We start from the raw sequence: 17,916 nt of genomic DNA, 5'->3' as shown, positions 1-17,916 counted from the left end.
TGCGCCTGTCCTACGCGCTGGGTGACGAGGACCTCGTCGAGGGCGTCTCGCGGATGCAGAAGCTGCTGGCGGAGGCCCGCGACTGACGCGGCCGCCCGTGCGGTGCGGGCCCCGGCGCGATGCGCCGGGGCCCGCATTCGTTTTCGGGACGGCGCCCGTTCAGGGAAAGCCCCTTCCGGATGTCCGGTCCGTACGGCAAGATCCCAGGATGGAGAGTGTTCGCGACGTCCGACTGCTGCCGAAGGCCCACCTGCACCTGCACTTCACCGGGTCCATGCGCCCCTCGACCCTGCTGGAGCTCGCCGACAAGTACGGCGTGCACCTGCCGGAGGCGCTGAGCAGCGGGGAGCCACCACAGCTCCGGGCGACGGACGAGCGCGGATGGTTCCGCTTCCAGCGGCTGTACGACATCGCGCGCTCGTGCCTGCGCTCCCCCGAGGACATCCGGCGGCTGGTCCTGGAAGCCGCCGAGGAGGACGTCCGCGACGGCTCGGGGTGGCTGGAGATCCAGGTCGACCCCACCTCGTACGCGCCCCGCCTGGGCGGCCTGATCCCGGCCCTGGAGATCATCCTGGACGCGGTGGAGACGGCCTCCAGGGACACGGGCCTGGGGATACGGGTCCTGGTGGCCGCCAACCGCATGAAGCACCCCTTGGACGCCCGTACGCTGGCCCGCCTGGCCGTGCGCTTCGCCGACCAGGGTGTGGTCGGCTTCGGCCTCTCCAACGACGAGCGGCGCGGCCTGGCCCGCGACTTCGACCGCGCCTTCGAGATCGCCCGTGAGGGCGGCCTGCTGGCCGCCCCGCACGGCGGGGAGCTCTCGGGCCCCAGCAGCGTGCGCGACTGCCTGGACGACCTGCACGCGGCCCGCATCGGCCACGGCGTACGGGCCGCCGAGGACCCCCGGCTGCTGGCCAAGCTCGCCGCGCGCGGCGTCACCTGCGAGGTCTGCCCCGCCTCGAACGTCGCCCTGGGCGTGTACGACAAGCCCGCCGACGTCCCGCTGCGCACGCTCTTCGAGGCGGGCGTGCCGATGGCGCTGGGTGCGGACGACCCGCTGCTGTTCGGCTCCCGGCTGGCGGCGCAGTACGAGCTGGCCCGCGACCACCACGGGTTCACGGACGCCGAGCTGGCGGAGCTGGCGCGGCAGTCGGTGCGTGCGTCGGCGGCGCCGGCGGACGTCCGGGAGCGGCTGCTGACGGACATCGACGCCTGGCTGGCCACGCCGGCGGGCTGAAGCCCGCGGGCCCGGTAGCGGCGGGGCGCAGGGGCCGCGGCCGCCCGCCGTCCGCGGACCGTCCGGGTCCGCCGGGACGTTACGGGCCCGACCCGGGGCCTGCAGGGCCCTGCTAGAGGCTGACGCCCACGGTCACGGGCTCGTTCACCAGCGTGACGCCGAACGCGTCGTGGACCCCGTCGCGGACCTCGCGGGCGAGCGCCAGCAGGTCCTCGGTCGTGGCCTGCCCGCGGTTGGTGAGCGCCAGCGTGTGCTTCGTCGAGATGCGGGCCGGCCCCGAGCCGTAGCCCTTCGTGAAGCCCGCCTTGTCGATCAGCCAGGCCGCCGAGGTCTTGATCAGGCCGTCGCCCGCCGGGAACGCCGGCGGGGCCACGTCCGCGCCGAGCCGCTCGGCGACCCGCGCCATGAACGCGGCGTGCTCGGCCGCGGTGAGGATGGGGTTGGTGAAGAACGAGCCGGCGGACCAGGTGTCGTGGTCCGACGCGTCGAGGACCATGCCCTTGCCGGCCCGCAGCCGCAGCACCGTCTCCCGGGCGACGGCGGCCGGCACCCGGTCCCCGGCCTCCACGCCGAGCGCGCGGGCCGTCTCGGGGTACTTCAGGGGCGCCGACATGCCCCCCGCGTCCTCCAGCTCGAAGCGGACCCGCAGCACGACGTAGCGTGTGGGGTCCTCCTTGAAGCGGCTGTGGCGGTAGGAGAACGCGCAGTCGGCGTTCGGAACGGTGACGACCTCGCCGGCCCGGCGGTCGTAGGCGACGACCTCGGTGATCGTGGAGGAGACCTCCTGGCCGTAGGCGCCGACGTTCTGGATGGGCGTGGCGCCGGCCGAGCCGGGGATGCCGGCCATGCACTCGATGCCGGCCAGTCCGGCCTCGACGGTCCGGGCGACGGCGTCGGACCAGTTCTCGCCGGCGGCCAGCTCCAGCCGGGTGCCGTCGAGGTGGAAGCCGGTGGTGGCGATGCGCAGGGCGGTGCCCTCGAAGCCCTTGTCGGAGATCACCAGGTTGCTGCCGCCGCCGATGACCAGCAGCGGGGTGCCGGTCTCGTCGGCCTCGCGCACCGCGGCGACGACCTCGTCGTCGGTGACGGCGGTGATCAGCCGGGTGGCGGGCCCGCCGAGCCGGAAGGTGGTCAGGGGGGCGAGGGGGGCGTCGTGTCGTTCCTGCACGGGCACAAGGGTACGGGTCGGCCCGCGGGGGCCCGGGCGGGCGGCGCGTCGGCGGCATGGGTAAGGGGCGCCCGCAATAGCGGGCGCCCCTTACACAAGGTCCGTCGGGCGCCGGGTGGGCTCAGGCGAGCTTCACCACGGCGCGGGCCATGCCCAGCACCTTCTGGCCGTCGCTCATGGCCACCAGGTCGACGCGGACCGTGCGGGCCTCGTCGTCGAGCTTGGCCGCGACCTTGGCGCTGACCTCGATGGTCGCGCCCTTGTCGTCGTTGGGGACGACGACGGGCTTGGTGAACTTCGTCCCGTAGTCGATGACGGCGGCCGGGTCGCCGGCCCAGTCGGTGACGACGCGGATCGCCTCGGCCATGGTGAACATGCCGTGCGCGATGACGTCGGGCAGCCCGACCTCCTTGGCGAACTTCTCGTTCCAGTGGATCGGGTTGAAGTCGCCGGAGGCACCCGCGTAGCGGACGAGCGTGGCGCGCGTCACGGGGAAGGTCTGGGCGGGCAGCTCGGTGCCGACCTCGACCGCGTCGTAGGAAACAGTGGTGGCCATCACGCCTCCTCGGCGGCTCGCGCCACCAGCTTCGTGTGGACCGTCACCACGTGCAGGGAGTCCGCGTCGTGCACCTCGCCACGGACCATGACCACGTCGTTGCCGGCCAGGGACTTGATCGACTCGATGGTGGAGGTGACCGTCAGGCGGTCGCCCGCGACGACGGGGCGGGTGTAGGCGAACTTCTGCTCGCCGTGGACCACGCGGTCGTAGTCCAGGCCCAGCTGCGGGTCCCGGATGACCATGCCGGCGGCCCGGAAGGAGATCGCGAAGACGAACGTCGGCGGGGCGATCACGTCCGGGTGGCCGAGCGCCCGGGCGGCCTCGGGGTCGGTGTACGCCGGGTTGGCGTCGCCGACGGACTCGGCGAATTCGCGGATCTTCTCGCGGCCGACCTCGTACGGGTCGGTGGCCGGATAGGTCCGTCCGACGAAGGACTGGTCGAGTGCCATGGGCTCGGCACCTCCTGCAGTGGACTGGGGTGGATACGCCATGAGGCCGCCCCCAGAAGATGGGGGCGGCCTCATGAACGATTCGCGTTTAGCGGGTCTCGCGGTGTGCCGTGTGGGCGTTGCAGCGAGGGCAGTGCTTCTTCATCTCAAGACGGTCCGGGTCGTTGCGCCGGTTCTTCTTGGTGATGTAGTTCCGCTCCTTGCACTCCACGCAGGCCAGCGTGATCTTCGGGCGGACGTCGGTGGCAGCCACGTGAGTGCTCCTTGACGGAATGGACGGATTAACGCAGAAAAGAGTAGCCGATCGGAGGACCGACCCCACAATCGGCTACTGTGTGTAGCGGTGACCGGACTTGAACCGGTGACACAGCGATTATGAGCCGCTTGCTCTACCGACTGAGCTACACCGCTTTGATGTGGGGAGGATTCCCCGCCCGAAGGCGGGAAAACCCCTCACACCAGAGCCCCAAAACGGAATCGAACCGTTGACCTTCTCCTTACCATGGAGACGCTCTGCCGACTGAGCTATTGGGGCGAGCGAGGAAGACATTACACGGTCTGCGGCCGAAGGTGAAATCCGTATCCGGCGACCCCGCCCGGGACCGTTGCCGGGCAGGTCGCGGCGGGGATTCCCGGCCCCGCCGCCACACGCTCCGCGCCGCCCCCGGACACACGCCGGTACGACTATTCGCCGCTCGCCGCCGCCTGCTCGAACCGGCTCGGCACGCGGCCTACGCTCGGACCGCTGAGTGATCATGTCCGCCCCGGCCACCCGGAGGACCGCGATGCCCGACAGTCAGCCGCAGCCCGCGAGGAGCCCGGACGGCGACGCCGCCGCCGCGGCGCCCGGTGACGGCGCCCTGCTGCTGTGCGGCGCCCGCCTCGCCGACGGCCGCGTCGTGGACGTGCGCCTGAGCGGCGGGCGCATCGAGGCCGTGGGGACCGCCGGCAGCCTCGCCCCCGGCCCGCGCGTCGACCTCACCGGCTACGTCCTGCTGCCCGCGCCGGCCGAGCCGCACGCCCACTGCGACACCGCGCTCACCGCCGACCTCGGCGGCCCGCTCGCCTTCGGCGCCGAGGACGTCCAGCGGCGCACGACCGAGGCGGCCCTGCTGCAGCTGGGCCACGGCGCGACGGCGGTGCGCTCGCACGTGCGCATCGGCGACGTCCAGGGCCTGCGCTCCCTGGAGGCCGTGCTGCAGGCCCGGCGCGCCCTGGCCGGGCTCACCGAGCTCAGCGCCGTCGCCGTCCCCCGGCTGCTGACGGGCACGGCCGGTGCCGACGGGCTGGCCATGCTGCGGGACGCGGTCGAGATGGGCGCCACGGTCGTCGGCGGCTGCCCGGACCTCGACCCCGATCCCACCGGCTACGCCGAGGCCGTCCTGGCCATCGCCGCCGAGCACGACTGCGCCGTCGACCTGCACACCGACGGTGACGACCCCGCGCGCCTGGCCCGGCTCGCCGCCATGGCCGGCGGGCTGCGCCCGGGCGTCACGTTCGGGCCCTGCGCGGGTCTGGCCCGGCTCCCCCAGGACCAGGCCCTGCGGGCGGGCCACCGGCTGGCCGCGGCCGGCGTGACCGTCGTCTGCCTGCCCCAGGGCGCCTGCGGCGTCCTGGGCGGCGGGCGGGGCACCTGGTGCGCCCCGGTGCGGCTGCTGCGGGCGGCGGGCGTGAAGGTGGCCGCGGGCAGCGGCTCCCTGCGCGACGCCGCCAACCCCGTCGGGCGCGGGGACCCCCTGGAGGCCGCGTACCTGCTGGCCTCGCACGGCGAGCTCGGCCCCGACCAGGCGTACGAGGCGGTGAGCGGGCGGGCCCGCGCGGCGATGGGGCTGCCGGAGGTGCGGGTGGAGGCCGGCTTCCCGGCGGAGCTGCTGGCGGTGCGCGGCGGCGGGATCGCGGGCGTGCTCTCGCTGGGCTACAGCCGCCTCGTGGTCCACCGCGGCCGCGTGGTGGCCCGTACGAGCGCGGTGCGGGAGTACGGCGACGTGCAGGCCGACGCCCCGTCGCCGGCTGCCCTGGACCTGCCCCGCCAGTCACCGCGCGGCGGGGATCCGGAGCGCTGACCGTCGGCGTACGGTCGGATCATGCGCATTGTCATCGCTGGAGGACACGGTCAGATCGCGCTGCGGCTGGAGCGGCTGCTCGCCGGGCGCGGTGACGAGGTGGCGGGCATCGTCCGCCGCCCGGGACAGGCGGGGGACCTGCTGGCGGCCGGCGCGGAACCGGTCGTGGCGGACCTGGAGACGGCCTCCGTCGGGGACGTCGCCCGTCACCTGGAGGGTGCCGACGCCGCCGTCTTCGCGGCCGGCGCGGGCCCGGGCAGCGGCGTCGAGCGCAAGGACACCGTGGACCGCGCGGCCGCCGCCCTCTTCGCCGACGCGGCGGAGGCGGCCGGGGTCCGGCGCTTCCTGATCGTCTCGTCGATGGGGGCCGACCGCGAGCCGCAGCCCGGCACGGACCCGGTCTTCGCCGCCTACCTGCGCGCCAAGGGCGCCGCGGACGCGGACGTCCGCTCCCGGCCCGGCCTCGACTGGACCGTCCTGCGCCCGGGCAGGCTGACCAACGAGCCGGGCACGGGCCGCGTGGAGCTGTCGGCGGGCAGTACGGGCCGCGGCGACGTGTCCCGCGACGACGTGGCGGCGGTGCTGGCGGCCCTGCTGGACGAGCCGGGGACGGCCGGCCGGACCCTGGAGCTGATCGGCGGCGACACGCCGGTCACGGAGGCGGTGAAGGCGGTGGCGGACTAGCCGCCGGGCCCGCGGAGAACCGGCTGCGAAAAGCTCGCGGAAAGCGCGGGAAAACGAAAGAAGCCCCTGACCTTTGCAGGTCAGGGGCCTCGTTCCGTGGCGGCGCCAGGATTCGAACCTGGGTAGGCTAAGCCGACGGATTTACAGTCCGCTCCCATTGGCCACTCGGGCACACCGCCATGGGTGGTCGCCTCGGCCGCTCTTTCGAGCCGCTCCGGGGCAACGACGTAAACCATACCCGATGACCTGGGGTGGTCCGCCACTCGGTTCACAGCGCCTCGATGCGCCCCCGGGTGACTAGGCTGGCCGACGCGGCCCCGGCCGCACTCCCCTGATGGATCTACGTACGAGGAGCCAACTCAATATGGCCGACTCCAGTTTCGACATCGTCTCGAAGGTCGAGCGGCAGGAGGTCGACAACGCCCTCAACCAGGCCGCCAAGGAGATCTCGCAGCGCTACGACTTCAAGGGCGTCGGCGCCTCGATCGAGTGGTCGGGCGAGAAGATCGAGATGCGCGCCAACGCCGAGGAGCGGGTCAAGGCGGTTCTCGACATCTTCCAGTCCAAGCTGATCAAGCGCGGCATCTCCCTGAAGGCTCTGGACGCCGGCGAGCCGCAGCCCTCCGGCAAGGAGTACAAGCTCTTCGCGACGATCGTGGAGGGCATCTCCCAGGAGAACGCGAAGAAGGTCGCCAAGATCATCCGCGACGAGGGCCCCAAGGGCGTCAAGGCCCAGGTCCAGGGCGACGAGCTCCGCGTCTCCTCCAAGAGCCGCGACGACCTGCAGGCCGTCCAGCAGCTGCTCAAGGGCAAGGACCTGGACTTCGCCGTCCAGTTCGTGAACTACCGCTAGGCGCGCGGACCCACAACGCACGAGGCCGGGAACTTTCGTTCCCGGCCTCGTGCGTTGCTGCTTTCCGGCGGTCAGCGCGTGGCGAACGGCCGGTCGGACGGGACGATTTCGCGGCCCAGCGGCATCAACGAGACCGGGATCAGCTTGAAGTTGGCGATGCCCAGCGGGATGCCGATGATGGTCACGCACAGGGCGATGCCCGTGACGATGTGCCCGAGCGCCAGCCACCAGCCCGCGAAGACGAACCAGATGACGTTGCCGATGAGGGAGCCCGCGCCCGCGTCGCGGCGTTCGACCGTCGTCCGGCCGAAGGGCCACAGGGCGTACGAAGCGATGCGGAACGACGCGATGCCGAACGGGATGGTGACGATCAGGATGCAGCAGATGATGCCGGCCACGACGTAGCCGAGCGCCATCCAGAGGCCGCAGAGGACCAGCCAGACGATGTTCAGGATGAACCTCATGATGATTAGCCTCCCACGCGACCGGTTCTCCGACCACTGAGACGCCGGGACCTTGATCGGCGGTTGCGCGCCCGTGCCGCCCGGAACCCTGATCGGGCCCCTAAGGGAGCGCTCGGGGTGGTGCGGGACGGCCCCGGGCGAGTGGCCGTGAGGGCCCGGGGCGAAGCGTGTTCGGACGGTAGGGTCCCCCCATGGACATGCCTCCTGATAGTCGGCTCGGCCTGGACATCAAGCGCGCCGAGCACGCCCTCATGTCCGCCAAGAGCGGCGCGGTCAAGGCAGCCGACCTGACGGTCGCCCAGTACGCGGCCCTGCTGGCCCTCGCACAGAACCCGGGCATGTCCGCCGCGGCGCTGGCCCGCGCCTGTCTGGTCACCCCGCAGGCCATGACGGCCGTCCTCAAGAACCTGGAGGGACGCGGCCTCATCGAGCGGTCGGCGCACCCCTGGCACCAGAAGATGCTGGAGACGCGGCTGACCGACGCCGGGCGGCAGGCCGTCGAGCTCGCCGACCGGCAGGCGGTGCGGATCGAGCGCCGGCTGGCCGACGCCTTCACCGAGGAGGAGCGCGACAGCCTCCGCGCCCTGCTGGCGCGCTGCGTCCAGGCCATCCGCAGCGACGGCTGAGAGGGGACCCCTCGTCCCTCGCCCGAACGGCCCACTCCTGCGCGCGGTGCGGCGTTCCCTGTGGTCAGGGTGGGTGGTCCAGCCCTTTCGACCGGGCCGACGACTAGGACGAGGAGCTCCCATGCGCGCACACCGAACGACCCGCGGTGCCGTGGCCGTCATCGCCGCGGCCCTGGCGCTCACCCCGGCCGTGACCGGCACCGCCGACGCGGCGGCACCGAAGGACACCGACGTCGAGACCTGCATCGAGGGCGGCGGCTTCCCCAACGTCGTCCTCGCCCCGGGGGGCGTCCTGTCCTCCGGGCTCAAGGTGGTCTGTGAGGGCGGGAAGTACAACGGGCAGCCCATTCCCGACCGCCGCCTCACCTGACCCCGCAGCGGCCCCGTCCGGCCCCCTCTCCCCTGCCGCTACCCTCTGCCCCCCCGGGGGGACGTGAGGGGACTGCGGGCGGTCAGAGGTTGCGGTTGCCCGCCATCTGCTCCAGGCGGCTGATGCGCTCCCCCATCGGCGGGTGCGTGGAGAAGAGCTTCGACATGCCCGCCCCCGCCCGGAACGGGTTCGCGATCATCATGTGGCTCGCCGTCTCCAGCCGCGGCTCCGGCGGCAGCGGCAGCCGCTGCGTACCGGCCTCCAGCTTGCGCAGGGCGGAGGCGAGGGCGAGGGGGTCGCCGGTGAGGCGGGCGCCGGAGGCGTCGGCCTCGTACTCGCGGGAGCGGCTGACGGCCAGCTGGATGAGGGAGGCGGCCACGGGGCCGAGGATCATCACCATGATCATGCCGATGATGCCGGGGCCCTCGTCGTCGTCGGAACGGCCGACCGGGATCAGCCAGGCGAAGTTCACGAGGAACATCACCACCGAGGCGAGCGCGCCCGCCACCGACGAGATGAGGATGTCGCGGTTGTAGACGTGGCTGAGCTCGTGGCCGATGACGCCGCGCAGCTCGCGCTCGTCCAGCAGGCGCAGGATGCCCTCGGTGCAGCAGACGGCTGCGTTGCGCGGGTTGCGGCCCGTGGCGAAGGCGTTGGGGGCCTCCGTCGGGGAGATGTAGAGGCGGGGCATGGGCTGGCGGGCGGTGGTGGAGAGCTCGCGGACCATGCGGTAGAGCTGGGGGGCCTCGAACTCGCTGACCGGCCGGGCCCGCATCGCCCGCAGGGCGAGCTTGTCGCTGTTCCAGTAGGCGTAGGCGTTGGTGCCGAGCGCCACCAGGACCGCGATGATCAGGCCCGTACGCCCGAACAGGCTGCCGATGACGATGATGAGCGCGGACAGGCCCCCGAGGAGCACGGCTGTCCTGAGCCCGTTGTGCCGGCGGTGCACGGTACGCCCTCCAAATGGTGCAGCAGGGGAACCCTTGAACCAGTGGAACCTTTCGAACTGGTCAACGCCAGACGAGGGCCGCTAGTTCCCTTGTGCACGCGGACCGGAGCCGTGCCATTCGGGTGACGCGGCTCCGGCGGGCGGCTACAGCAGCGCCTGCGAGGCGAAGCGAAGGACCAGTTGGGGGGCGCCGGAGAGGACCACGCCCAGGACGGCGGCCAGGGCGATGGCCGCGGTGAGCGGCGCGGGGACGTGCAGCCGCGGCTGTGCGGCGCGCTCGCCGCCCTCGGCGGCCGCCTCCGTGCCGTGCGCGCCTTCTGCGCCCTCTGCGTCCTCCGCGCGGCGGAAGAGGACCGCCGTCCACTGCAGGTAGTAGTAGAGCGCGATCACGACGTTGAGCGCCATGACGACCGCCAGCCAGCCCAGCCCCGCGTCGACCGCGGCCGAGAAGACCGTGACCTTGGCGAAGAGGCCGATGATGCCCGGCGGCAGGCCCGCCAGGCAGAGCAGGAAGAAGCCGAGGGCGAGGGCGGCGAGCGGGCTGCGGTGGTACAGGCCGCGGTAGTCGGTGATGCGGTTGTCCGGGCTCGTGCGGGCGACGAGGGCGGCGACCGCGAAGGCGCCGAGGTTCACGGCGGCGTACATCAGGGCGTACGCGACGGTGGAGCCGATGGCGTGGCCGGACTCGTCGGCGTAGCCGGCGGCGGCGATCGGGACGAGGAGGTAGCCCGCCTGGCCGACGGAGGACCAGGCCAGCAGGCGTACGGCGCTGTGCCGGCGCTCGGGGCGCTGGCGGAGGGCGGCGACGTTGCCCGCGGTCATGGTGAGCGCGGCGAGGACGGCGAGGGCGGGGGCCCACACGTCGGAGTACGAGGGGAAGGCGACGACGGTCACCAGGATGAGGCCGGTGAAACCGACGGCCTTGCCGATGACCGACAGGTAGGCGGCGACCGGCAGCGGTGCGCCCACGTAGGTGTCGGGTACCCAGAAGTGGAAGGGGGCGGCGGCGGTCTTGAAGGCGAAGCCGACCAGGGTCAGCGCGACGCCGGCCCGGGCGAGGACGGCCAGGCGCGGGTCGACGTCGGCGATGCCGTCGGCGACCTGGGTCAGGTGCAGGGTGCCGGTGGCCGCGTAGACGAAGCTGACGCCGAGGAGGGTGACCGCGGTCGCGGTGACCGAGGAGAGGAAGAACTTCAGCGCCGCCTCGGCGGAGCGCGCGTCGCCGCGCCGCAGGCCGACGAGGGCGAAGGCGGGCAGCGAGGCCACTTCGAGGGCCACGACGAGCGTGGCGAGGTCGCGGGAGGCGGGCAGCAGGGCGGCGCCGGCCGCGGAGGACAGCAGCAGGAACCAGAATTCGCCCGCGGGAAGTTTGAGATCGGCGATCGTGTGAACGGACAGAAGCGCCGTCAGCAGGGCACCGCCGAGCACCAGGAGCTGGATGACGAGCGTGAAGTGGTCGGCCGTGTAGCTGCAGGCGTTGCCGGCGTCCGTGGCCGTGAGACAGAAGGTGGAGCGGTCGCCGTCCAGCAGGGGCAGCAGGGACAGCGCGGCCAGGGCGAGGCCGGCCACGGCGATCCATCCGAGCACCGGCTTGCGGTTCTCGGGGAGGAAGAGGTCGGCCACCAGGATCACCAGGGCCACGACGGCCGCGACGGTGGGCGGGGCGATGGCGAGCCAGTCGACGGACTGGACCAGGGAGCCCATCACTTGCCTCCTGCGAGGAGCTGCTGAACGGCCGGGTCGGTGAGGCCGAGGAGGGCCGCGGGCCAGAGTCCGGCGAGGACGGTGAGGACGACGAGCGGGGTCCAGGCGGCGAACTCGTAGCTCCGGACGTCGGCGAACGGGCCGGGCCCGGAGGGGGCGGTGGCGGGCGTCACGCCGTCCCCGTCGCCGTCGCCGCCCATGCACACCCGGCGCACGACGACGAGCAGGTAGGCGGCCGTCAGCAGCGTTCCGAAGCCGGCCAGGGCCATGAACGTGAGGAACGCGGGGCGGCTGAGCCCGTCGGCGGGGCGGAACGAGGCGAACATCGCGAGCATCTCGCCCCAGAACCCGGCGAGGCCGGGCAGTCCCAGGGAGGCGACGGCGCCGAAGGCGAGGAGCCCGCCGAGGCGCGGGGCGCGGCCGTAGAGGGCAGCGCCGGTGGTGCCGGAGAGGCTGTCGAGATCGCTGGTGCCGTAGCGGTCCTTGATGGCGCCGACGAGGAAGAAGAGGAGGCCGGTGATCAGGCCGTGGGCGATGTTGGCGAAGAGCGCGCCGTTCACGCCGGTGGGGGTGAGGGTGGCGATGCCCAGGAGCACGAAGCCCATGTGGCCGACGGACGAGTAGGCGATCAGGCGCTTGAGGTCGCCCTTGGCGCCGGAGCGCGCGAGGGCGAGGCAGACCAGGGAGCCGTAGACGATGCCGACGGCCGCGAAGGCGGCGAGGTAGGGCGCGAAGGTGTGCGCGCCGTCCGGCGTGATCGGCAGGACGATGCGGACGAATCCGTACGTGCCCATCTTCAGCAGCACGCCTGCCAGGAGCACCGAGCCGACGGTCGGGGCGGCGGTGTGGGCGTCGGGCAGCCAGCTGTGCAGGGGCCACATCGGGGCCTTGACGGCCAGGCCCACGCCGATGGCCACGACGGCGATGAGCTGCGTGGTGTGACTGAGCGACGACCCGTTGTCAGTGGCGAGTGCCACCATGTCGAACGTGCCGCCCTTGATGCCGATGAGGAGGAGGCCGAGCAGCATCACGACGGAGCCGAGCAGCGTGTAGAGGATGAAGCGCCACGCGGCGCGCTCACGGCCCTCGCCGCCCCAGCGGGCGATGAGGAAGTACATCGGGATGAGCACCATCTCGAACGCCAGGAAGAACAGCATCAGGTCGAGGACGGCGAAGGTCGCGAGGGTGCCGGCCTCCAGGACGAGGAGCAGCGCGACGAATGCCTTCGGGGACGGGCCCGCGGGCATGCGGTGGTAGCTGTACAGCGCGCAGAGGAAGGTCAGCAGCGCGGTCAGGACGAGGAGGGGGAGCGAGACGCCGTCCACGCCGAGGTGGATCCGGATGCCGAGGGCGGGGATCCAGCTGACGTCGGTGGTCGCCTGCATGCGTGCCGGGCGGTCGTGGTCGAAGCCGGCGGCGAGGGCGACGGAGAGGGCGAGCACGGCGCCCGTGACGGTGACGCCGTGCCGGAGCACGGCCTGCTCGGGGCTCTTGCCCTTCAGGCCGGGCGGGGCCGGGAGCAGGGCGGCGACGGCTCCGACGAGGGGGACGACGACGATCGCAGCGAGGAGGATCTGCATGACGGTATGACTCACGGTCAGGCTCCGGTGGCTACGAGAACGGCGGCGACGGCCAGGACGACGGAGCCGGCGAGCAGGGCGCTGAGGTAGGTCTGCACGTTGCCGGTCTGGGCGCGGCGGACGGCCGCGCCGAGCAGGCCGGGGGCGGCGCCCGCACCGCGCACGTACGCCTCGACGACCTCGCGGTCGAGGAAGCGGGCGAGGCCGGCGGCGCCGCGCACGGGCCGGACGAAGAGTGCGGAGTAGACGGCGTCGAGGTGGAAGCCGCTGACCGCGTGGCGGTGCAGGGGGCCGAGCAGCAGCCTGCTCGGATCGCCGGGGTCGCAGGCGGCGGCGATGCCGCCGTACGCCTGCTCGTGGGTGGCGATGGCCTCGATCTCGGAGACGGCGGGGGCCGCTGCCGGGTCGGCGGCCACGGCGCCCAGGGGGGCCCGGGCGGTGGCAGCGGCGGTCTTGCGCCAGGCGGCGTACATGACGATCACGCCGGCGAGCGCGCAGCCGGTGGAGAGGGCGGAGGTGGTGAGCGTCGGGGTCAGCGAGCCCCCGTCGAACCAGGCGGGCAGCTTCCACGCGGCCAGGCCGAAGGCGAGGGTCGGGAGGAAGAGGACCCACAGGACGGCGTTCATGGCGAGCGGCTCGCGGCCGTGGCCGGTGGCCTCGGTGCCCTTGCCGTGGAAGGCGAGCAGCCACAGGCGGGTGGCGTAGCCGGCGGTGAGGAGGGCGGTGACGAGGCCGGCGATCAGGACGGTCCAGCCCGCCGCGACGGGGATGCCGTGCCCGTCGCCCTGGGCGGCGTGCTCGGCGGCGCCGAGCACGGCCTCCTTGGAGAAGAAGCCGCTGAAGGGAGGGATCGCGGCGAGGGCCAGCAGACCGGCGGTCATCGTCCAGTAGGCGTCGGGGATGCGCTTGGCGAGGCCGTTCATGCGGGCCATCGCGGCCAGCGAGTTCGTCCCCGCCGCGTGGATGATCACGCCTGCGCCGAGGAAGAGGAGGGCCTTGAACGCGCCGTGCGAGATGAGGTGGAAGACGGCTGCGCCGCGGTCGCCGACGGCCAGGGCTCCGGTCATGTAGCCGAGCTGGCCGACGGTGGAGTAGGCGAGGACGCGCTTGATGTCGTCCTGGGCCAGGGCGGCGAGCGCCGAGCCGACCATCGTGACGGCGGCCATGACGGCGAGCACGACCAGCGCCGCCGTGGAGGCGGCGAAGACGGGGAGGAGCCGGGCGACGACGTACACGCCGGCCGCGACCATCGTCGCGGCGTGGATCAGCGCGGACACCGGGGTGGGGCCGGCCATGGCGTCGGGCAGCCAGGTGTGCAGCGGGAACTGCGCGGACTTGCCCGCGACGCCGGCCAGGAGCAGCAGGGCGACGAGCGTGGGGTGGTCGATGCCGCCGGAGACGGCGGCGGTGAGGATGCCGTTGATCCGGAACGTTCCGGCGTCGGCGGCCAGCGCGAAGATGCCGATCAGGAAGGGGACGTCGCCGAGCTTGGTGACCAGGAACGCCTTGAGGGAGGCGGCCCGGGCGGCCTCGGTCTCCCAGTAGTGGCCGACGAGGAAGTACGAGCAGATGCCCATGATCTCCCAGCCGACCAGCAGCACCATCAGGTCGCCGGAGTAGACGACGAGCAGCATCGCGGAGGTGAAGAGGGAGACGAGGGCCGCGTAGGAGGGGTAGCGGGGGTCGTCGCGCAGGTAGGCGGTCGAGTACAGCTGCACGCAGGTCGCGACGGTGCCGACGAGCACGGCGACCAGGACGGCGAAGCCGTCGAGGTGCAGGGCGAGGTCGATGGGAACGGACCCGGTGGGGGTGAGCCGGGTGGCGGCGTCGATGGCGGCCGCGCCACCGCCCCCGCCCTGCCGCCAGGCCACGACGGCGGCCAGGACGGCGGCGGCGAACGTGGGCAGCACGGCCAGGGGCCGGACGAAGCCGGGGGCGCGGCGGCCCGTCAGCAGTCCGGCGACGGCGCCGAGGAACGGCAGGAGGGGGACGAGTACGGCGGTGGTCGTGGTGCTCACGCGGCGGCCTCCGCCTTCTGCTCACGGTCGGCGGGTTCGGTCGCTGCGTCCGGCGCCGTCTCGCCGAGGTCGCGGAGCCGGTCGATGTCGGCGGTGCCGCGGTTGCGGTAGACGAGCAGGACGATCGCCAGGCCGATGCCGATCTCGGCGGCGGCGATGGCGATGGTGAAGAGGGTGAGGGCCTGGCCCGCGTGGAGCTCGTCGCGCAGCCACACGTCGAAGGCGACGAGGTTGAGGTTGACGGCGTTGAGCATCAGCTCGACGGACATCAGGACGAGGATCGCGTTGCGCCGGGCGAGGACGCCGTAGAGGCCCACGCAGAAGAGGAGGGCGGCGAGGACGGCCGGGTAGACGAGATGCATCAGTGCTCCTCGTTCTTCCTGCGGGACAGGACGATCGCGCCGACGAGCGCGGCGAGCAGCAGCACGGACAGCGCCTCGAACGGCAGCACCCAGTGCCGGAAGAGGATCTCTCCGGAGACCTTCGTGGTGCCCTGCGGCGCGCCGTCGAGGTCGATCCAGGTCGCGCGGAAGGCGTCGACGACCACCCAGACGAGCGACGCCGCCGCCGCTGCGGCCACGGCGAGGGCGGCCCAGCGGTTGCCGGAGTCCGCGTCCGGGGAGCGGCCGATGGGGGCCTTGGTGAGCATGAGCCCGAAGAGGAGGAGGACCACGACGGAGCCGACGTAGATCAGGACCTGCACCCAGGCGATGAACTCCGCCGTCAGCAGGAGGTACTCCACGGCGAGCCCGCCGAGCGCCACCACCAGCCACAGGGCGGCGTGCACCAGCTGCCGGGTGGTCACGCTGACGACGGCCGCGCCGAGGGTGACGATGCCGACCAGCAGGAAGGCGATCTCGACGCCGGTCGGGGAGAGGAAGCCGTGCGCGTGCGGGTTCGCGGCGAGCACGGTGGTGGCGATTCCGGTGCCGGATCCGGTGCCGGTCATGCCTCTCCCTCCTGTTCCTTGGCCTGCGCCTGTTCCTGTTCCTGGGCCAGTGCGGCCAGCTTCTCGGCCGTCTTGCGGGCCGCCGCGATCTCCTTCGGCTCCTCGGCCGCCGGGTCGAGCGCGGGCGGCTCCGGCACGGTCCACATCCACTCGCGGAGCTTGTCCCGCTCGTGGGTCAGCTCGTGGATGTCCGTCTCGGCGTACTCGAACTCCGGCGACCAGAACAGCGCGTCGAAGGGGCACACCTCGATGCAGATGCCGCAGTACATGCACAGCGCGAAGTCGATCGCGAAGCGGTCGAGGACGTTGCGGCTGCGTTCGCGGCCGCCGGGGGTGGCGGCGGGCACCGTCTCCTTGTGGGAGTCGATGTAGATGCACCAGTCGGGGCACTCGCGGGCGCACAGCATGCACACCGTGCAGTTCTCCTCGAACAGCCCGATGACGCCGCGCGTGCGGGGCGGCAGCTCGGGCTGGACGTCGGGGTACTGCGCGGTGACCGAGCGGCGGGTCATCGTGCGCAGGGTGACGGCCAGGCCCTTGGCCAGGCCGGAGCCGGGGATGGGCATTACTGGGTCACCACCTTGACGACGCCGGTCAGCGCGATCTGCGCGAGGGCGAGCGGAATGAGGACGGTCCAGGCCAGCTTCTGCAGCTGGTCCTCGCGCAGGCGGGGGTAGCTCACGCGCAGCCAGATCACGACGAAGGCCAGCACCGCCGTCTTGAGCAGCGTCCACAGCCAGCCGAGGCCGTCGGCCCCGAAGGGGCCGTGCCACCCGCCGAGGAAGAGGACGGTCGTCAGGCCGCAGAGGACGACGATGCCCGCGTACTCGGAGAGGAGGAACATCGCGAAGCGCAGACCCGTGTACTCGGTGTACGCGCCGAAGATGATCTCCGAGTCGGCGACGGGCATGTCGAACGGCGGGCGCTGCAGCTCGGCGAGGCCGGCCGTGAAGAAGACGAGCCCGCCGACGATCTGCCACGGCACCCACCACCAGTGGAACGCGTCCACGATGCCCGGCAGCGAGACGGTGCCCGCGGCCATGGCCACCGAGGCGGCCGTGAGCACCATCGGCAGCTCGTACGCCAGCAGCTGGGCGGCGGTCCGCAGGCCGCCGAGCAGCGAGAACTTGTTCGCGGAGGCCCAGCCGGCCATCAGCGAGCCGAGGACGCCGACGCCCATGACGGCGAGGACGAAGAAGATGCCGGCGTCGACGAACTGGCCGACCGCGTTGCCGGGGCCGACCGGGATCGCGACGAGTACGAGGAGGTACGGGAGCAGCGCCACGGCGGGTGCGAGCTGGAAGACCTTGCGGTCCGCGCCCGCGGGCACGATGTCTTCCTTCTGCGCGAACTTCACGCCGTCCGCGACGAGCTGCGCCCAGCCGTGGAACCCACCGGCGTACATGGGGCCGAGGCGGCCCTGCATGTGGGCCATGACCTTGTGCTCGGTCTGCCCGATGACGAGCGGCAGCACGAGGAAGACGACGAAGACGGCCAGCAGCCGCAGCACGACGTCGAGAGTGTCGCTGCTCATGCGGGCTCGCCTCCGGCGGGGTCGGTGTCGTCGTTCTCGGCCTCACCGGCGGGCTGCCGCCCGGGCACGCCGGGCTTTTCGGCCGCCGTCTCGGCAGACGCGTCGGGCACCGCCGGGCTGCGCCGCGGGGGCTCAGCGCCGTCGCGGCGGGAAGCATTGGGCTCGGCAGCCGATGCCGGCGTGGCCGGCTGCTCGGCGTCGGCCGCCGCCCCGGCAGGCGCGTCGGGCGCCACCGGGCTGCGCCGCGGGGGCTCAGCGCCGTCGCGGCGGGAAGCACCGGACTCGGCAGCCGATGCCGGCGTAGCCGGCTGCTCGGCAGCGGGGGCCGTCTCGGCAGGTGCGTCGGGCACCGCCGGGCTGCGCCGCGGGGGCTCAGCGCCGTCGCGGCGGGAAGCATTGGGCTCGGCAGCCGGTGCCGGCGTGGCCGGCTGCTCGGCTGCGTCGGGGGTCGGCTTTGCCGGGCTTTCGTCGAAGGCCGGGCGCGCGTGGTGCCAGGGGGCGTCGGACGAGCGCGGGGCCGGGCGCGTCGGGGCTGCGGGCTGGTCGCCCGTCCCCGCTCCCTGGCTCGCCGAACCGTCGGCCGCCGAGCGGGTACGGCGCGGCGCGGGCTCAGCAGCCTGGCTCGCCGAGCCGTCCGCGGCACTGCGCGTGCGACGCGGCGCCGGAGCGGCACCCTCCGCCTGGCTCGCCGAGCCGTCCGCGGCACTGC

Annotated in this window: 19 protein-coding genes, 3 tRNA genes and 1 pseudogene; 6 read left to right on the top strand and 17 right to left on the bottom strand. The window is 73.0% G+C overall.

What is annotated here, in order from left to right; all coding sequences use genetic code 11:
- Window positions 1-208 precede the first annotated feature (208 nt).
- Window positions 209-1,237, top strand: coding sequence for an adenosine deaminase (locus LE181_RS23475; protein ID WP_225663474.1), 1,029 nt, complete (start codon window positions 209-211; stop codon window positions 1,235-1,237).
- Between the two features lie 112 nt (window positions 1,238-1,349).
- Here LE181_RS23475 and LE181_RS23470 read toward each other — a convergent pair whose 3' ends face one another.
- The 6 genes from LE181_RS23470 to LE181_RS23445 form a co-directional block, all read right to left on the bottom strand.
- Complete coding sequence (locus LE181_RS23470; protein ID WP_225663473.1) at window positions 1,350-2,405, bottom strand: UDP-N-acetylmuramate dehydrogenase; 1,056 nt, start codon at window positions 2,403-2,405, stop codon at window positions 1,350-1,352.
- A 121-nt stretch (window positions 2,406-2,526) separates the two neighbouring features.
- Entirely contained in the window at window positions 2,527-2,961 is a 435-nt protein-coding gene (locus LE181_RS23465; protein ID WP_225663472.1) for a MaoC family dehydratase, read from the bottom strand.
- Window positions 2,961-3,413 carry a MaoC family dehydratase N-terminal domain-containing protein gene (locus LE181_RS23460; RefSeq protein WP_225663471.1) on the bottom strand — a complete coding sequence of 151 codons (453 nt, stop codon included), beginning with the start codon at window positions 3,411-3,413 and terminating at the stop codon, window positions 2,961-2,963. The genes LE181_RS23465 and LE181_RS23460 overlap by 1 nt, the downstream gene beginning before the upstream one ends.
- An 88-nt stretch (window positions 3,414-3,501) precedes the next feature.
- Complete coding sequence (gene rpmG, locus LE181_RS23455; RefSeq protein ID WP_004571794.1) at window positions 3,502-3,666, bottom strand: 50S ribosomal protein L33; 165 nt, start codon at window positions 3,664-3,666, stop codon at window positions 3,502-3,504.
- 85 nt (window positions 3,667-3,751) lie between these two features.
- Window positions 3,752-3,824, bottom strand: a tRNA-Met gene (locus tag LE181_RS23450).
- Between the two features lie 51 nt (window positions 3,825-3,875).
- A tRNA-Thr gene (locus LE181_RS23445) sits at window positions 3,876-3,948 on the bottom strand.
- Between the two features lie 250 nt (window positions 3,949-4,198).
- Here LE181_RS23445 and LE181_RS23440 point away from each other — a divergent pair.
- Both LE181_RS23440 and LE181_RS23435 read left to right on the top strand, forming a co-directional pair.
- A complete protein-coding gene (locus tag LE181_RS23440) occupies window positions 4,199-5,476 on the top strand; it encodes an amidohydrolase family protein (RefSeq protein ID WP_225663470.1) in 1,278 nt (425 codons plus the stop codon).
- 21 nt (window positions 5,477-5,497) lie between these two features.
- Entirely contained in the window at window positions 5,498-6,160 is a 663-nt protein-coding gene (locus LE181_RS23435; RefSeq protein WP_225663469.1) for an NAD(P)H-binding protein, read from the top strand.
- Between the two features lie 97 nt (window positions 6,161-6,257).
- Here the strand turns inward: LE181_RS23435 and LE181_RS23430 are convergent.
- A tRNA-Tyr gene (locus tag LE181_RS23430) sits at window positions 6,258-6,339 on the bottom strand.
- 185 nt (window positions 6,340-6,524) lie between these two features.
- On the opposite strand from LE181_RS23430, the gene LE181_RS23425 reads away from it, so the two are divergent.
- A complete protein-coding gene (locus LE181_RS23425) occupies window positions 6,525-7,013 on the top strand; it encodes a YajQ family cyclic di-GMP-binding protein (protein ID WP_225663468.1) in 489 nt (162 codons plus the stop codon).
- Between the two features lie 71 nt (window positions 7,014-7,084).
- On the opposite strand, the gene LE181_RS23420 is transcribed toward LE181_RS23425, so the two are convergent.
- Window positions 7,085-7,477 (bottom strand): YccF domain-containing protein, encoded by a 393-nt coding sequence (locus LE181_RS23420; protein ID WP_225663467.1) that lies wholly within the window; start codon window positions 7,475-7,477, stop codon window positions 7,085-7,087.
- 191 nt (window positions 7,478-7,668) lie between these two features.
- On the opposite strand from LE181_RS23420, the gene LE181_RS23415 reads away from it, so the two are divergent.
- Entirely contained in the window at window positions 7,669-8,103 is a 435-nt protein-coding gene (locus tag LE181_RS23415) for a MarR family winged helix-turn-helix transcriptional regulator (RefSeq protein ID WP_225663466.1), read from the top strand.
- 121 nt (window positions 8,104-8,224) lie between these two features.
- Window positions 8,225-8,473 carry a hypothetical protein gene (locus LE181_RS23410; protein ID WP_225663465.1) on the top strand — a complete coding sequence of 83 codons (249 nt, stop codon included), beginning with the start codon at window positions 8,225-8,227 and terminating at the stop codon, window positions 8,471-8,473.
- An 82-nt stretch (window positions 8,474-8,555) separates the two neighbouring features.
- Here LE181_RS23410 and htpX read toward each other — a convergent pair whose 3' ends face one another.
- The 9 genes and pseudogenes from htpX to LE181_RS23365 form a co-directional block, all read right to left on the bottom strand.
- Window positions 8,556-9,422 carry a zinc metalloprotease HtpX gene (gene htpX / locus LE181_RS23405; RefSeq protein WP_225663464.1) on the bottom strand — a complete coding sequence of 289 codons (867 nt, stop codon included), beginning with the start codon at window positions 9,420-9,422 and terminating at the stop codon, window positions 8,556-8,558.
- A 144-nt stretch (window positions 9,423-9,566) separates the two neighbouring features.
- Window positions 9,567-11,126 carry an NADH-quinone oxidoreductase subunit N gene (locus tag LE181_RS23400; protein ID WP_225663463.1) on the bottom strand — a complete coding sequence of 520 codons (1,560 nt, stop codon included), beginning with the start codon at window positions 11,124-11,126 and terminating at the stop codon, window positions 9,567-9,569.
- Window positions 11,126-12,706: a complex I subunit 4 family protein gene (locus LE181_RS23395; protein ID WP_225663475.1), complete on the bottom strand. Its 1,581-nt coding sequence runs from the start codon at window positions 12,704-12,706 to the stop codon at window positions 11,126-11,128. The genes LE181_RS23400 and LE181_RS23395 overlap by 1 nt, the downstream gene beginning before the upstream one ends.
- Window positions 12,707-12,723: 17 nt before the next feature.
- Window positions 12,724-14,724, bottom strand: coding sequence for an NADH-quinone oxidoreductase subunit 5 family protein (locus tag LE181_RS23390; protein WP_225663462.1), 2,001 nt, complete (start codon window positions 14,722-14,724; stop codon window positions 12,724-12,726).
- Window positions 14,721-15,086: an NADH-quinone oxidoreductase subunit NuoK gene (gene nuoK / locus LE181_RS23385; protein WP_225663461.1), complete on the bottom strand. Its 366-nt coding sequence runs from the start codon at window positions 15,084-15,086 to the stop codon at window positions 14,721-14,723. Before nuoK ends, LE181_RS23390 begins: the two co-directional genes overlap by 4 nt.
- A complete protein-coding gene (locus LE181_RS23380; RefSeq protein ID WP_225663460.1) occupies window positions 15,086-15,673 on the bottom strand; it encodes an NADH-quinone oxidoreductase subunit J family protein in 588 nt (195 codons plus the stop codon). Before LE181_RS23380 ends, nuoK begins: the two co-directional genes overlap by 1 nt.
- Window positions 15,670-16,239, bottom strand: a complete 570-nt coding sequence (locus tag LE181_RS23375; RefSeq protein ID WP_225663459.1) for a NuoI/complex I 23 kDa subunit family protein — start codon at window positions 16,237-16,239, stop codon at window positions 15,670-15,672. The genes LE181_RS23380 and LE181_RS23375 overlap by 4 nt, the downstream gene beginning before the upstream one ends.
- A complete protein-coding gene (locus LE181_RS23370; protein WP_225663458.1) occupies window positions 16,239-17,207 on the bottom strand; it encodes a complex I subunit 1/NuoH family protein in 969 nt (322 codons plus the stop codon). The genes LE181_RS23375 and LE181_RS23370 overlap by 1 nt, the downstream gene beginning before the upstream one ends.
- Window positions 17,204-17,916: pseudogene (locus LE181_RS23365) on the bottom strand (NADH-quinone oxidoreductase subunit C); the annotation flags it as partial. The gene LE181_RS23370 and the pseudogene LE181_RS23365, both read right to left, overlap by 4 nt.

The sequence above is a fragment of the Streptomyces sichuanensis genome, from assembly GCF_020328095.1.
GTDB lineage: Bacteria > Actinomycetota > Actinomycetes > Streptomycetales > Streptomycetaceae > Streptomyces > Streptomyces cinnamoneus.
This window is presented reverse-complemented; position numbering and strand designations above follow the sequence as displayed.

What these genes read in the sequence shown, in the direction of transcription:
- LE181_RS23420 (WP_225663467.1), bottom strand. Translation starts at nt 7,477, where the DNA reads ATGAGGTTCATCCTGAACATCGTCTGGCTGGTCCTCTGCGGCCTCTGG.
- LE181_RS23395 (WP_225663475.1), bottom strand. Translation starts at nt 12,706, where the DNA reads ATGCAGATCCTCCTCGCTGCGATCGTCGTCGTCCCCCTCGTCGGAGCC.
- nuoK (WP_225663461.1), bottom strand. Translation starts at nt 15,086, where the DNA reads ATGCATCTCGTCTACCCGGCCGTCCTCGCCGCCCTCCTCTTCTGCGTG.
- LE181_RS23460 (WP_225663471.1), bottom strand. Translation starts at nt 3,413, where the DNA reads ATGGCACTCGACCAGTCCTTCGTCGGACGGACCTATCCGGCCACCGAC.
- LE181_RS23415 (WP_225663466.1), top strand. Translation starts at nt 7,669, where the DNA reads ATGGACATGCCTCCTGATAGTCGGCTCGGCCTGGACATCAAGCGCGCC.
- LE181_RS23375 (WP_225663459.1), bottom strand. Translation starts at nt 16,239, where the DNA reads ATGCCCATCCCCGGCTCCGGCCTGGCCAAGGGCCTGGCCGTCACCCTG.
- LE181_RS23475 (WP_225663474.1), top strand. Translation starts at nt 209, where the DNA reads ATGGAGAGTGTTCGCGACGTCCGACTGCTGCCGAAGGCCCACCTGCAC.
- LE181_RS23435 (WP_225663469.1), top strand. Translation starts at nt 5,498, where the DNA reads ATGCGCATTGTCATCGCTGGAGGACACGGTCAGATCGCGCTGCGGCTG.
- LE181_RS23380 (WP_225663460.1), bottom strand. Translation starts at nt 15,673, where the DNA reads ATGACCGGCACCGGATCCGGCACCGGAATCGCCACCACCGTGCTCGCC.
- LE181_RS23400 (WP_225663463.1), bottom strand. Translation starts at nt 11,126, where the DNA reads ATGGGCTCCCTGGTCCAGTCCGTCGACTGGCTCGCCATCGCCCCGCCC.
- LE181_RS23410 (WP_225663465.1), top strand. Translation starts at nt 8,225, where the DNA reads ATGCGCGCACACCGAACGACCCGCGGTGCCGTGGCCGTCATCGCCGCG.
- LE181_RS23370 (WP_225663458.1), bottom strand. Translation starts at nt 17,207, where the DNA reads ATGAGCAGCGACACTCTCGACGTCGTGCTGCGGCTGCTGGCCGTCTTC.
- LE181_RS23425 (WP_225663468.1), top strand. Translation starts at nt 6,525, where the DNA reads ATGGCCGACTCCAGTTTCGACATCGTCTCGAAGGTCGAGCGGCAGGAG.
- LE181_RS23440 (WP_225663470.1), top strand. Translation starts at nt 4,199, where the DNA reads ATGCCCGACAGTCAGCCGCAGCCCGCGAGGAGCCCGGACGGCGACGCC.
- LE181_RS23465 (WP_225663472.1), bottom strand. Translation starts at nt 2,961, where the DNA reads ATGGCCACCACTGTTTCCTACGACGCGGTCGAGGTCGGCACCGAGCTG.